This window comes from Acidovorax sp. Root568 (assembly GCF_001427445.1).
GTDB lineage: Bacteria > Pseudomonadota > Gammaproteobacteria > Burkholderiales > Burkholderiaceae_C > Acidovorax > Acidovorax delafieldii.
The window spans coordinates 118,867-132,293 of sequence record NZ_LMGP01000017.1 but is presented as its reverse complement, the minus strand read 5'-3'; the positions used below and the strand labels follow the sequence as shown (position 1 = coordinate 132,293).

General features: G+C 63.4%; 13 protein-coding genes and 1 pseudogene. 5 read left to right on the top strand and 9 right to left on the bottom strand.

Annotated features, from left to right (window positions below):
• Positions 1 to 44 precede the first annotated feature (44 nt).
• Positions 45 to 1,034, top strand: a pseudogene (locus tag ASD75_RS24310) (pyridoxal-phosphate dependent enzyme).
• A gap of 133 nt (positions 1,035 to 1,167) precedes the next feature.
• Here ASD75_RS24310 and ASD75_RS16805 read toward each other — a convergent pair.
• Entirely contained in the window at positions 1,168 to 1,401 is a 234-nt protein-coding gene (locus tag ASD75_RS16805) for a hypothetical protein (RefSeq protein ID WP_056747071.1), read from the bottom strand.
• Positions 1,402 to 1,543: 142 nt separating this feature from the next.
• Entirely contained in the window at positions 1,544 to 4,210 is a 2,667-nt protein-coding gene (mdeB, locus tag ASD75_RS16800) for an alpha-ketoglutarate dehydrogenase (RefSeq protein WP_056747070.1), read from the bottom strand.
• Positions 4,211 to 4,312: 102 nt separating this feature from the next.
• Between mdeB and ASD75_RS16795 the strand changes: the two genes are divergently transcribed.
• Positions 4,313 to 4,780: an Lrp/AsnC family transcriptional regulator gene (locus tag ASD75_RS16795; RefSeq protein ID WP_056064679.1), complete on the top strand. Its 468-nt coding sequence runs from the start codon at positions 4,313 to 4,315 to the stop codon at positions 4,778 to 4,780.
• A gap of 14 nt (positions 4,781 to 4,794) precedes the next feature.
• Here ASD75_RS16795 and ASD75_RS16790 read toward each other — a convergent pair whose 3' ends face one another.
• The 6 genes from ASD75_RS16790 to ASD75_RS16765 all read right to left on the bottom strand — a co-directional run bounded on the left by ASD75_RS16790 (position 4,795) and on the right by ASD75_RS16765 (position 9,020).
• Positions 4,795 to 5,685 (bottom strand): DUF3014 domain-containing protein, encoded by an 891-nt coding sequence (locus ASD75_RS16790; protein ID WP_056747069.1) that lies wholly within the window; start codon positions 5,683 to 5,685, stop codon positions 4,795 to 4,797.
• Between the two features lie 161 nt (positions 5,686 to 5,846).
• On the bottom strand, positions 5,847 to 6,518 hold the full coding sequence (locus ASD75_RS16785) for an alpha/beta hydrolase (protein WP_056747068.1): 672 nt from the start codon (positions 6,516 to 6,518) through the stop codon (positions 5,847 to 5,849).
• Positions 6,519 to 6,576: 58 nt separating this feature from the next.
• Positions 6,577 to 7,407 (bottom strand): class III extradiol ring-cleavage dioxygenase, encoded by an 831-nt coding sequence (locus ASD75_RS16780; RefSeq protein WP_056747067.1) that lies wholly within the window; start codon positions 7,405 to 7,407, stop codon positions 6,577 to 6,579.
• Between the two features lie 170 nt (positions 7,408 to 7,577).
• Positions 7,578 to 7,991: an alternative ribosome rescue aminoacyl-tRNA hydrolase ArfB gene (gene arfB, locus ASD75_RS16775; protein WP_056747066.1), complete on the bottom strand. Its 414-nt coding sequence runs from the start codon at positions 7,989 to 7,991 to the stop codon at positions 7,578 to 7,580.
• A 27-nt stretch (positions 7,992 to 8,018) separates the two neighbouring features.
• Positions 8,019 to 8,492, bottom strand: a complete 474-nt coding sequence (aroQ, locus tag ASD75_RS16770; protein ID WP_056064698.1) for a type II 3-dehydroquinate dehydratase — start codon at positions 8,490 to 8,492, stop codon at positions 8,019 to 8,021.
• A 192-nt stretch (positions 8,493 to 8,684) separates the two neighbouring features.
• A complete protein-coding gene (locus ASD75_RS16765) occupies positions 8,685 to 9,020 on the bottom strand; it encodes a hypothetical protein (RefSeq protein WP_056064701.1) in 336 nt (111 codons plus the stop codon).
• Between the two features lie 171 nt (positions 9,021 to 9,191).
• Between ASD75_RS16765 and ASD75_RS16760 the strand changes: the two genes are divergently transcribed.
• From ASD75_RS16760 to ASD75_RS16755, 3 genes are all read left to right on the top strand, one after another.
• Positions 9,192 to 11,027 carry a glutamine--tRNA ligase/YqeY domain fusion protein gene (locus ASD75_RS16760; protein ID WP_056747065.1) on the top strand — a complete coding sequence of 612 codons (1,836 nt, stop codon included), beginning with the start codon at positions 9,192 to 9,194 and terminating at the stop codon, positions 11,025 to 11,027.
• A 233-nt stretch (positions 11,028 to 11,260) separates the two neighbouring features.
• The gene (locus ASD75_RS23770) at positions 11,261 to 11,884 is read left to right on the top strand and encodes a hypothetical protein (RefSeq protein ID WP_156401040.1); all 624 of its coding nucleotides are present in this window, start codon (positions 11,261 to 11,263) and stop codon (positions 11,882 to 11,884) included.
• A gap of 249 nt (positions 11,885 to 12,133) precedes the next feature.
• Complete coding sequence (locus ASD75_RS16755) at positions 12,134 to 12,424, top strand: nucleotidyltransferase family protein (protein WP_056747064.1); 291 nt, start codon at positions 12,134 to 12,136, stop codon at positions 12,422 to 12,424.
• Positions 12,425 to 12,677: 253 nt separating this feature from the next.
• On the opposite strand, the gene ASD75_RS16750 is transcribed toward ASD75_RS16755, so the two are convergent.
• Complete coding sequence (locus tag ASD75_RS16750) at positions 12,678 to 13,427, bottom strand: NYN domain-containing protein (RefSeq protein WP_235511647.1); 750 nt, start codon at positions 13,425 to 13,427, stop codon at positions 12,678 to 12,680.

Below are 13,427 nucleotides of genomic sequence, written 5' to 3'. Positions count from 1 at the left end.
GCTAGGCGCGGCCGCCAACGCCTTCTTCACTCGCGCTGAGCCCCCTGAACGAAGACTCCCATCGCGCCCCCACGGCCCTGCACACCTACGTCGACGTGGTGGCCACAGCCGGCCGCATCGCAGGGCACGCCCACCGCCCCATGCTCGCCTCGCGCAGCCTCGACGCGGAATGGGGTGCGCAGGTGCTCTCCAAGTGCGAGAACCATGCCGCGCATGGGCGCCTTCAAGTTCCGGGGGGCGTTCACCGTGCTCTATCACTTCGATGCAGCCCAGCGCAAGGCGAGTGTGGTGGCGCTTTCGTCCGACAACCGCGCCCAGCGCTTCGCTCTCGCAGCGCGAGAGCTGGGCATTCCGGCCACCATCGTCATGCCGCGGGAGGTGCCCGCCGCCGAGGTCGCCACCACTCAGGGGTATGGCGCCACGGTGGTGCTCTATGGCCGCTACATCGAGGACCGCGAACAGAGCACCCGCGCCATGGCGCCGCAGTACGGCCTCAAAGTGATTCCCCCGTTCGACCATGCCGACGTGCTGGCAGGCCAGGGCACGGCACGGCGGCGAAGGAGCTGTTCGAGGCAGTCGGCGCACTCGACGCGCTGTTCGTGTGCCTGGACAGCGGCGGGTTCCTGTCGGGCACGGCGCTGGCCACGCGGGCCCTGCCACCCCGCTGCAAGCTCTACGGCGTAGTGCCCGCTGCGGGCAACGACGGCCAACAGTCCTGGCGCACCGGGGCCATCGCGCACATCGATACGACCATGACGATTGCCGATGGCGCGCAGACGTAGCACCTGGGGCAAATCAGTTTTGCCATCATCCGGCGCGATACGGACGACATCCTCACGGTGACGGACGAGCAACTGGTGGACGGCATGTCCATTTTTTGCCGAGCGCATGCACCCGGTGGTGGAACCCAAGGGTGCCTGGGCTTTGCAGCGGCAAGCGCGATGCGCGTCGAGCTGCGCGGCCAGCGTGTGGGCGTGGTCATCAGCAGCGGCGGCGTGAACCTGGCACGCCTGGGCGCGTTGCTGGTCGGCTGAAGGCAACTCCATGCCTCACGCGCCATACTTTGGCAATTTTCAGCCTCCAGCGCTTGCTGGTATTGCGCAATAAGCTATCAAACAAATAGCATTGGTTCACACTGCGGCACCCTGGCCGCAGCCGTGGCCAATTTCAGGCTGCCAGCACCTGCTCCACCGCCAGCTTGGCTTCTTCAAGGCTGCCAAAAAAACGCGTGGGCTGCGGCGTCGCCCTGGGCAGGTGGGTGGGCGCGGGCCACAGACGGTCGTCCGTCCAGGCAGCCGTCCACCCGCCAATGTCCTTGCGTTTGACAGAGCACACGGCCTGGCCGTTGACCATGGCGTTCCAGGTGGTCGGGGGACTGTGGTCCCAGGTGATGTCGGCCATGGCGCCCTCCAATCAGTATGTAACCCATTGTAGGAAGGGGATGCCGCTGCGCAACAGGGACATCACCTGGCAGCAGCGCCAGCGCCACAACGTGGGCCTGCAAGGTGGCGCTGGCGCGGCGCGCGGGTGTCCCGTGCGGCCGTCAGCCCGCAGACAGTGTGCGTCGCGCTGCGTGCGCCACGGCCTGCGCATCCACGCCAAAGAACTGGCGCAGCGCCGCGCGGGTGTCGCTGCGGCCAAAACCATCGGTGCCGAGGGTGACGAACCGCCGCCCCTCCGGCACCAAGGCGCGCACGGTTTCCGGCACGGCGCGCACGTAGTCGGTGGCGGCGATCACTGGTCCACGGGTCGTGGCCAATTGTTGAGTCAGCCATGCGGGTGCAGGCTGGGCATCGCCCGCCAGCCAGCGCTGCTCGCAGGCCACACCGTCGCGGGCCAGTTCGCTCCAGCTGGTAACGCTGAGCACAGTCACATCCACGCCCTCGCTGACAAGTTGTTCTGCGGCTTTAACCACCTCGGTCAGGATGGCACCAGAGCCCATCAGGGTGACGCTTTGGGACGAAATCGCGCTGTCGCGCTGGTGCATATTGCCTGAATAGCTCCTGAAAACATAGCAACCACGCAGCACACCTTCTGCCGCACCGGCGGGCAGGTCGGGCTGTGCGTAGTTCTCGTTCATCAGCGTGACGTAGTAGAAGACGTCGCGCTGCTCGGTCACCATCTCGCGCATGCCGGCGTCGATGATGACGGCCATCTCGCCCGCATAGGCCGGGTCGTAGGCCTTGCAGTTGGGAATGGTGGCGGCCACCAGGTGGCTGCTGCCGTCCTGGTGCTGCAGGCCCTCGCCGCCCAGCGTGGTGCGGCCCGAGGTCGCGCCCAAGAGGAAGCCCCGCGCACGCTGGTCCGCAGCCGCCCAGATGGCGTCTCCCACGCGCTGAAAGCCGAACATCGAGTAGTAGATGTAGAACGGCAGCATGGCCAGGCCGTGCACGCTGTAGCTCGTTGCAGCAGCCGTCCAGCTGGCAATGGCGCCGGCCTCGCTGATGCCCTCTTCCAGGATCTGGCCGTCCAGCGCCTCGCGGTAGCTCAGTACCGAGCCGATGTCCTCGGGCGCGTAGCGCTGGCCCACGCTGCTGTAGATGCCGACCTGCTTGAACAGGTTGGCCATGCCGAAGGTGCGCGCCTCGTCGGCCACGATGGGCACGATGCGCGGGCCCAGCGTGGCGTCTTTGAGCAACGTGCCCAGCATGCGCACGAAGGCCATGGTGGTGCTCATCTCCTTGCCATCGGCCTGCAGCGCGAACTGCGCGTAGCTATCAATGGATGGGACGGGCAGCGCGTCGCACGCCGTCTCGCGGCGCGGCAGGTAGCCGCCCAGTGCGTCGCGGTGGCTGCGCAGGTAGCGCATCTCCGAGCTGTCTTCGGCGGGCTTGAAGAAGGCCAGGCTGGTGGCCTGCTCGTCGCTGAGCGGCAGGTTGAAGCGATTGCGAAACTCGATGAGGTCGGTCTCGTCCAGCTTCTTCTGGCTGTGCGTGGTCATCTTGCCCTGGCCGGCAGTGCCCATGCCGTAGCCCTTTTTGGTGTGGGCCAGGATCACGGTGGGCTGGCCCTGGTGGGCGGCAGCGGCGGCGTAGGCGGCGTGGATCTTCACCAGGTCATGCCCGCCGCGCTTCAAGCGGTCGATCTGCTCGTCGGTCATGCCCTGGGCCAGCGCGGCCAGCTCGGGGTTCTGGCCGAAGAAGTTGTCGCGGTTGAAACGACCGTCCTTGGCCGCGAAGGTCTGCATCTGGCCGTCCACCGTGCCTTCGAGCGTGCGCACCAGCGCGCCGGTCAGGTCGCGGGCGAAGAGGCCGTCCCAGTCGCTGCCCCAGACCAGCTTGACCACGTTCCAGCCCGCGCCGGCGAACAGGCGCTCCAGCTCGTCGATGATGCGGCCGTTGCCACGCACCGGGCCGTCCAGGCGCTGCAGGTTGCAGTTGACCACCCAGACCAGGTTGTCGAGGCCCTCGCGCGCGGCCAGGGTCAGCGCGCTCATGCTCTCGGGCTCGTCCATTTCGCCATCGCCGAACACACCCCACACCTTGCGGTGGGTGCAATCGAGCAGATTGCGGTGCGTGAGGTAGCGCATGAAGCGCGCGTGGTAGATGCTGCTGATAGGGCCGATGCCCATCGAGCCCGTGGGGAACTGCCAGAAGTCGGGCATCAGCCAGGGGTGCGGGTAGCTCGACAGGCCCTGCGCGCCTGCACCCGGCGCCGTCAGTTCCTGGCGGTAGTGCATCAGGTCCTGCTCGGACAGGCGCCCTTCCAGGAAGGCGCGGGCATACACGCCGGGCGCGCTGTGCGGCTGGAAAAACACCAGATCGCCCCGGTGCTGCCCTTCGCCCAGGCCTTCACGGGCACGAAAGAAATGGTTAAACCCGCTTTCGAAAAGATCCGCAGCACTGGCGTAGCTGGCAATGTGCCCACCCAGCTCGCCATACGCCTGGTTCGCGCGCACCACCATCGCCAGCGCGTTCCAGCGCACGATGGAAGCCACGCGCTCCTCGATGGCCAGGTCACCCGGGAACACAGGCTGGTCCTGCACCGCCACGGTGTTCACGTACGGCGTGTTCAGGTCGGGCTGCCAGCCAATGCGCTGCGCACGCGCCACCCGCACCAGCTCCTGCAGCATGTGCCGCGCTCGCTCGGGGCCTTCGGTGGCGACGAGTGCCAGGAAGGCATCGCGCCACTCGGCGGTTTCTTCGGGATCGGCGTCCAGGGGGGCGCCGGTGGCTTGTTGCAGCAGGGCGTGGGGGGTGAGGGCGTTCATGGAGGCCACTGTAGCGAGGCTGGCTCCAAATGAGTTGCCGTTTTGCCTTTCGCAACGCGCGTCTATAGCACTTTATGCCGCCAAAGTCATAAACTGCGGCATATGAAACTGGATACCCTCGATTTGCGCATTCTGGCCGAGCTGCAGGCCGATGGATCTTTGTCCAACGTGGAACTGGCGCGGCGCGTGCACCTGTCGCCCTCGCCCTGCCTGGCGCGGGTGAAGGCACTGGAGGCAGCAGGCGTCATCAGTCGCTATGTGGCGCTGGCCAATGCGGCGGCGCTGGGGCTGGGCCTGAATGTGTTCATCAGCATCAGCCTCAAGGCGCAAAGCAAGGAAGCCCTGGCCGACTTTGAACGCCGCATCGCCGAGCACGATGAGGTGATGGAGTGCTACCTGATGAGCGGCGACAGCGACTACCTGATCCGCGTAGCGCTTGCCGACATTGGGGCGTTGGAGCGTTTCATTCTGGAGCAGCTGTCGCCCATTCCGGGCGTGGAGAAGATCCGGTCGAGCTTCGCACTCAAGCAGGTGCGCTACAAGACGGCTCTGCCACTTCCCACCCCATGACAGGCTAGAGGGCCTTACTTGCGCGCCACGTCGCTCGTCGCCACGCGCTTGCGCAGCTCGCGGATCAGCGCCTTGGCACGCGCCTCGTTGGCGGGGCCCATGCGCAGCAGGATCTTCTGACCGCTGGGCAGCGCCTCCAGCGCGGGGTCCACAAACTCGTAGCGCACCCAGGGCCGCAGGTTGGGCACTTCGGTGTTCACGGGCGTGAGCTTGACCTGGAGCGGGCCCGCGGGCTCGGGCGCTTGCAGCAGCTGGTCCAGCACCGCCACCAGGCGGTCGTTGAAGTAGCGCCGGGGATAGCCCAGCTCTTCATACGCTTGCTGAAACAGCGGGTACAGCCGCGCGTACAGCGCAACGGCGGCCTCCATCGGTACCGCTTCGGCAAACGCCAAGAAGGTGCTGTAGCGCGCGGCATTGGCCGCCGCGATGGTGGTGGGCGCGTTGCCAGTGCGATCCACCACAAACCGCTGCGCCGTGGGCTGCACGGGCCACATTCGCGAGGGGGCATGGGCACGCCCCAGGTTGTCTACGGTGGCCACCACGCGGCGAACAAAACCATCGGTCTGCAGAAACACCGCCAGCTTGTCGCGGCCCAGCAGCTCGGCCAACAGCTCTGTCACCCTGGCGTCGGACTCGGCCAGCGCAGGCAAGGCAGCGTCAGGCGGTGCCAGCACATCCACCGGGTTCTGCGGCCCCGACGCCTCGGGAGCGGGCGTGGGCGCTGCCGGTGCTGGTGGAGCGGCCTCCACAGGGGGTGGCGCCAATGCGAGCTCCACCGGCCGCAGCCAGAACCACCATGCCGCGCCAGCCGCCACGGCGCACACCAGCGCGGCCAGCAAGACCCAGAGTGCGGCGGAGGTGCGCTCTGGCGCGGGGCGGAATTCTGCGGTGTCTTGATCGGGCATGGACTCTCCTTCAACACAGGAACAACCCTTGTCCGAGCCTATGCAGCGTCAGGCGTTCCCTGCCAGCCCCCCAAGGGCGGCTTGCACGATTGGATCGTCATGCGCCCAGGACCTGGTAACGCGATGTAGCCAGCATCGGGCTGGCCCGCCCACAAATCTGCCTAAAACGCCGTGGGCGTGGTGGACAGCGACTCCAGCCAGGCCACCGTGGCGGCCAGCTCGGAGGGGCGAATCTCGTGTGCGCTGGGGAACTCGCGGTACGTCACCGTCACCGGCAGTGGCGCCATGTGGTGGGCGATGGCCTGGGCGTTGGCCAGCGGGATCACGTTGTCGTGGGTACCGTGGCTCAGCCACAGTTGCTTGCCACGCAGCGCATCGGCAGGTGCGGTGAGCGGCACCACCTGCGGCAGCAGGCGGCTGTGCCACACCAGGCCTGCATGCATCAACGCGGGCCGGGTGAGCAACAGCGACAGCGCCATGATGCCGCCCTGGCTGAAGCCGCCCACCACCACCCGCTCGGGCGGAATGCCCAGCTGCTCGGCGGCAGACTCGACCGCCTGGGCCACCAGGGCGCGGCTTTGCGCCTCCTGCTCTTCGTTGATGGTGCGCTCGCCGCTGGGCTCGATGGAGAAATCAAACCACGCGTGTGAGCCCGGCCCCATGCGAAACGGCGCCCGCAGGCTCAGCACATGAAACCGGTCCGGGATCTGCGGGGCCAGGCTGAACAGGTCCTGCTCGTTGCTGCCCACGCCATGCATCAGCACCAGCAGCCAGGGCCGGGGTGCGGTGGAGGCAGCGGGACGCTGCAAAAATGTGAGCGGCAAGGTAAGCATATATGTGCGCCTCGAATGGTTTAGGGCCAAAAACGGGTGGAATGCGAGGAGCTCCGTGTCAGTGCGCCGGCTCCAGGGCAAAAGCGTCCATCGACAGCATGCTGTACATCACCTCGCGGCTCAAGTAGTTTGCGTGAAGGTCGTCGCCTGCTGCACCCAGTGCAAAGAAGATCGGCAAAAAGTGGTCTTCGGTCGGATGCGCACGGTGGGCGTGAGGCGCCTGGCTGCGGTAGTTGAGCAGTGCTGCCATGTCCCCACGGGCCAGAGCGTCCTCGATCCAGCGGCTGAACTCCAGCACATAGGGCGCGGGCGCGCGCTCGCCGCCAAAAAACTCGGCCAGGTTGTGCGTCATGCTGCCCGACCCCACCACCAGCACGCCCTGGCTGCGCAGGCTGCGCAAGGCGGCGCCCAGTGCATACACATCGGCCGGGCCCGCGCCCACGGGCAGCGCCACCTGCACCACAGGCAGGTCGGCCTGCGGGAACAAGTGCATCAGCGGCACCCAGGCGCCGTGGTCAAAGGGACGCGCGGCATCGCCCTGGGCCGCCACGCCAGCGGCCTGCAACAGACCCAGAACTTCTTGCGCCAAAGCGGGCGAGCCTGGAGCGGGGTACTGCAGCTGGTACAGCGCGGGAGGGAATCCGCCAAAGTCGTGCCATGTGGCAGGCTGCGGCCCGGTCATCACCTGCGCCGAGCGCGCCATCCAGTGTGGCGACATGACCACCACACCACGCAGGCCGGGGTACTGCGACTTCAGGCTCTCGCCCCATTGCGTGAGCGCCGGGCCGGTGGTGCCCGCATCCAGCGCAAACAAGGGCGCACCATGCGACACAAACAGCGCGGGGACTGCGGCAGAAACTGGAACCGGGGCTTGGGCAGAGGCAGACATGACAACTCCAACAAGGAACACCATGAATGTAGGACTGATAGCCCGTGATACCAAGCCCTGCAAGGCAGACAGATTGTTCTACGGATGATGCCAATCAAACATTGACAGCCCCTTGGCGCACAGCAAGCAACGCCCTCCAGCCCCTACGCAGGCCTGCTCTGGCCCGAAGGTCAGGAGCCGTCGCGCACCCTGCCCCGCAGCGCCTTGGTCTCGCCCCGCTGCGTTTTGCTTTGCAAGCGCCGCTGTTTCGACCCATAGGTGGGCTTGGTCGCCCGGCGCACGCGGGGCGGCACGGCCACGCTGTTGACCAGCGCATTGAGCCGCTCCAGGGCATCGGCACGGTTTTGCTCCTGGCTACGGTACTGCTGGGCCTTGATGACCAGCACACCGTCTTGCGTGATGCGGGTGTCGCGCAGGGCCAGCAGGCGCTCCTTCACGCCCTCGGGCAGCGACGACGCCACCACATCAAACCGCAGGTGGACGGCACTGGACACCTTGTTGACGTTTTGCCCGCCCGCGCCCTGCGCGCGCATGGCGGTGATTTCAACCTCGTCCTCAGAGACCTGCAGGGGCAGCGGGGCCATGGCCGTGGAATCCCCCGCGCCCAGCCATCAGGCCGCTGGTTGCTGGGCCAGCAACTGCGCCAGCCCGTCAATCGCCAGGCCATAGCCCAGCACGCCAAAGCCACACATCACCGCCTTGGCGGCGGCAGCCATGTACGAATGATGGCGGTAGGCCTCACGCGCATGCACATTGCTGATGTGCAGCTCGATCAGGGTGATGCCTGTGCCCTTGATGGCATCGTGCAGCGCAATGCTGGTGTGGGTGTAGGCCCCGGCGTTCATCACCACGCCCGCCAGTTCGCCCGCTGCGTGCAGGCGGCCCGCCTCGTGAATCCAGTCCACCAGCGCGCCTTCGTGGTTGCTTTGGTGAAAACGCAGCGCAAAACCGTGGCGGTTGCAGGCGTCGGTGCAGAGCTTTTCCACATCGGCCAGGGTGGCCGCGCCGTAAACGGCAGGCTCGCGCGTGCCCAGCAGGTTCAGATTGGGGCCATTGAGGACAAAAACGGTTTTATTGGCAGTCACAGACAAGTCTCCGGGGCAATGCGCCTGCCACGCTGGCAGGCCAGAGTGCGGGATTATGCGGCGCCCCAGCGCAGGGGCCGCCCCAATAAAAAAGCGGCCCCGAAGGACCGCTGTAAAAGGCAGCCTGTGCAACGCTGCCTGTGAGCGACTCGCGCCCAAGAGGTTGGTGACAGACCAGCCGCTGGGGGCTGATCAACGGTCCCAGTGGCGACCGTGGCCGTGCCCATGGTGGCGGTGGCCGTAACCATAACCGCCGTAGTACACCGCTGGGGGAGGCGTGTAGTACACCGGGGGAGCGTTGTAGTACACAGGGCGTGGAGGGGGAGCGTAGTACACCGGTGGGGGCGGTGCCACATACACCGGGGCGGGGGCGTAGTAGCCATTGCTGGCCCCCACCACCACGCCGGGCACGCCAATGCCCACAGACCAATTGACATCGCGGGCCTGGGCGGAGCCAGCACCGGCCAACAGGGCCAGCGCCACACCCGCCACAGCGGCCGCAGTAGAAACAGAACGGGTTTTCGTCATGGAAATCTCCTAGTGAATGAGGGCGGCCAGCCAAAAGGACACGCCTCACCGGTACACAACGCACCAAGTGCCTAAAAGGATGGCACAAAATCGTCTTTACGTTGTGTCTGAACGTACACCCGCTGGTTTTAATGCGTAAACCGTCACGAAACCGCCGCCTAAAATGGCTGGATGAGCACCCCCTCCCCCGCCAATACCGCCGCCACTGCCACCTCTGCGGCCCCTGAAACCGTCAAGCCCAGCAATTTTTTGCGCCAGATCATCGAACACGACCTGGACAAAGGCACCTACGCCACCCGCCGCTGGGCTGGCACCCCCGGCGACGCCGCCCACCACACGGCAGGCCAGCCCGACCCCGCCAAGATCCGCACCCGCTTCCCGCCCGAACCCAACGGCTACCTGCACGTGGGCCACGCCAAGAGCATCTGCATCAACTTTGGCCTGGCGCGCGACTACGGCGGCGTGTGCCACCTGCGCTTTGACGACACCAACCCCGAAAAAGAAGACACCGAATACGTCAACAGCATCATCGACGCCGTGAAATGGCTCGGTTTTGACTGGACACAGATCGGCCAGGCCCCCGGCAGCGCCGCCCCCTACCAGGCCAGCGACTACTTCGGCTTCATGTACCGCGCGGCCGAATACCTGATCGAAGCCGGCCACGCCTACGTGGACGAACAGACCGCCGAACAAATGCGCGTGAACCGGGGCGACTTCAGCAAGCCCGGCGTGGACAGCCCCTTCCGCAGCCGCACCCCTGCAGAGAACCTGCGCATCTTCCGCGAGATGAAGGACGGCCAGCACGAAGACGGATCGATGGTGCTGCGCGCCAAGATCGACATGGCCAGCCCCAACATCAACATGCGCGACCCGGCCATCTACCGCATCCGCCGTGCCACGCACCACAACACGGGCGACACCTGGTGCATCTACCCCATGTACACCTACGCGCACCCCATCGAGGACGCGCTGGAACAAATCACCCACAGCCTGTGCACGCTGGAGTTTGAAGACCAGCGCCCCTTCTACGACTGGCTGCTGGAGCGGCTGACCGAAGGCGGCCTGCTGGCCAGCCCCCCCCCCCGCCAGTACGAATTTGCGCGCCTGAACCTCACTTACGTCATCACCAGCAAACGCAAGCTCGCCCAGCTGGTGTACGACCACAAGGTCAGCGGCTGGGACGACCCCCGCATGCCCACCATCGTCGGCCTGCGCCGCCGTGGCTACACCCCCGCCGCCATCCAGACTTTTGCCGAACGCATTGGCGTGACCAAATCCGACAGCTGGATCGACTACAGCACCCTGGAAGGCTGCCTGCGCGAAGACCTGGAGCTGAAGGCCCACCGCGGCATGGCCGTGCTCAACCCCGTCAAGCTGGTGCTGACCAACTGGGACGACGTGATGGGCGCAGGCCACCTGGAACCCTGCAGCCTGCCCGCCCTGCCCCACCCACCTGAGGGCGTGGAAAGCCCCGTGCGCCACTTCACCATCGGCAAGGAAGTGTGGATCGAACGCGAAGACTTTGAAGAAGTGCCCCCCAAGGGCTACAAGCGCCTCTTCCCCGGCAACAAGGTGCGCCTGAAGGGCGGCTACGTCATTGAATGCACCGGCTGCACCAAGGATGCCAACGGCACCATCACCGAAGTGCTGGCCACCGTGGTGCCCGACACCAAGAGCGGCACCCCCGGCGCCGACTCCGTGAAGGTGAAAGCCGCCATCACCTGGGTGGGCGTGGCCGACGGCGTGAACGCCGAAGTGCGCATGTACGACCGCCTGTTCCTGGACGCCCAGCCCGATGCGGGCGGCAAGGACTTCATCGAAAGCCTGAACCCGAACAGCCTGAAGGTGGTGACGGCCATCGTGGAGCCGTCATTGGCCAACGCCCAACCGGACGACAAGTTCCAGTTTGAGCGGCACGGGTACTTTGTGGCGGACCGTATTGACCACAAGGCGGAGAAGCCGGTGTTTAACTTGGCGGTGGGGTTGAAGGATTCTTGGGGGAAGTAACTTCTCACTATATAAAAAAGGCCAGCGAACTGTGAGGTTTGCTGGCCTTTTTGCTTGCGATTGCTAGTTATGCCGCAATCATGAACAGCTGAATAAAAATTCTCTAAAACAGCCTTTGTGACACATAAATTAACAAAAAACGGATACGCGGCGTGAGTGTTTTTAATTTACATGCAGCCGAACATAATTTAAAGGCATATTAATTTTTCAGGAATTTTATTTCAAAAACAATCATGACGACTGTTTTCAAACACATGACACTAGAAAATGCACAGCGACTATCCAGAGGAGAAATACGCATTGGATCATTCTCATACTATCGCGACGCTGAGCACCATGCATCTATCCGAGATGAACATGAGGGAATAACCACAGGACTGACGCATGATGCCGTAATAACCTCAGCCACATACCAAGAAACCATTGTTGCAGGTCTAAAATTTGTTACCGACACGGGAGGAACAATTGACGTGTCAAATAGTTCATTCATCAGAGCACTACCCCCTGTATACATTTACTCCACAACCTTGATTAACGCCCCTGGACGCTTTCCTCAATATGACACCATAATTCGCATTGAAGACATTGAGTTGTTTGGCCGCATCATAGTGGATTGTCGAAGAGACCTTTTTAACGGCTACCACTCTGGCCTTGTTAATTACAAAGAGCAAGTGTACGCCGCAATGAACCACCCTGGCATAGAACCAGATCCATTTTTTAAGTCATCAAATTTTCAGGGTGACCAAGAGTTTCGCTTGGCATTTATTCCAGCCGGAGAAGTTGAATCACACGTAACCTTCTCTTTGAATGAAATTCGAAATGCTTTTCGTACAGGCTTATGCTCGATTGTCACCTAGCTTGACATCATGCGTGCGCCTCGCTGAAGTGCGTACATTGGAAGTCAGGTCTGGAATTTTGCGTATATCACCTCGGGCTTAATGGAACGGGAAGAGGCTCGAAATCCTTGCGTGTCCGCAAACAGCGACAGCAGCCACGAAAGCTTTTTTCGTCGATTAGCTACACTCTAGTAACTACTTGAGCGGCTGTACAAGCGCGCTATCAGCCAATCCGATAAGTAAGCACGCTGCGCAGCTAAACTCCAATTCATGCGCCCCTCCGAAGCCCTGTCCCTACACCGCTCGCAAATCCGCGAGATTGCACTGAGCCACCGCGTGAGCAGCGTGCGGCTGTTTGGCTCGGCGCTGCATGGGGACGACACAGCCGACAGCGACCTCGACCTGTTGGTAGAGCCCACCGCGCAAACCACACTGATGGACATTGGCGCGATCCGGTTTGAACTGAAGCAGTTACTGGGCGTGGAGGTGGATGTGCTCAGCCCCAACAGCCTGCCCGCCGCCATTCGGGACCACGTGCTGCGCGAGGCGATCGCTCTTTGAACCGGGCGCCAGGCTTTTTCACATTAGACCTGGGCATCGGCTGGCGAAACGAGCAGAACGACCTGCCTGCGCTGCGAGCGCAAGTAGAAGCAATCTCGCTTTAGTTTGCTTTCATTTCGATAGCTGGTAGCGCTTATCCATCAAGCGCTAGATTCCGATTTGGTCTGTGGCGGTGAATTGGCTGTGCATAGCGGTGCGCTCCGCGAGGAGTTCATCGGCCCGAGCGTCCACGCAAAGCAACTCTCCAAAACCGTTACGTAACCCGTTTGATCCGGATTTGCACATTCGACACGGTCACCCCGTCCGGCCTGACCATTGGTAGCTCTTTGACCTCCAGATAGGTCAGCGAACGTACTAACTCACTGAGTTTTTTGAAGCCGTAGTTGCGGGCGTCAAAAGCGGAGTTGATCTTGCTGATGTGGCTTCCTACGCCACCCAACGCGGCCCAGCCGTCTTCACGTGCGTTGGCATCGATGGCCGCAATGATCAAGGGCTGTAGGGTCCGCACATCTGCCACGGCAACAGCCTCTGCCTTGGGTGCATCCTTGGCTGGCGTGGGCTCTGTCCTGAGGATTTCGGTGTAAATGAATTTGTCGCACGCAGCCACAAACGCTTCAGGCGTCTTGCGCTCACCAAATCCGTAGACCACCTTGCCCTCCTCCCGGATGCGGGTAGCAAGGCGGGTGAAATCGCTATCGCTGCTGACCAAACAGAAACCATCAGCCGTGTTGTCATGCAGCACGTCCATCGCGTCGATGATGAGCGATGCATCCGTGGAGTTTTTACCGCTGGTGTAACTGAACTGCTGGATGGGCTGAATCGCCAACTTGTGGAGCACTTCTTTCCACCCCTTCAAGTTGGTCGTGGTCCAGTCGCCATAAGCCCGCTTGATGGTGGCCGTGCCATAACGAGACACTTCTGCCAGAAGCTCCTGGATGACGGACGCTTGCGCGTTGTCTGCATCAATGAGAACTGCGAGTTTTTGATTGTTGCCGTTAGCCAA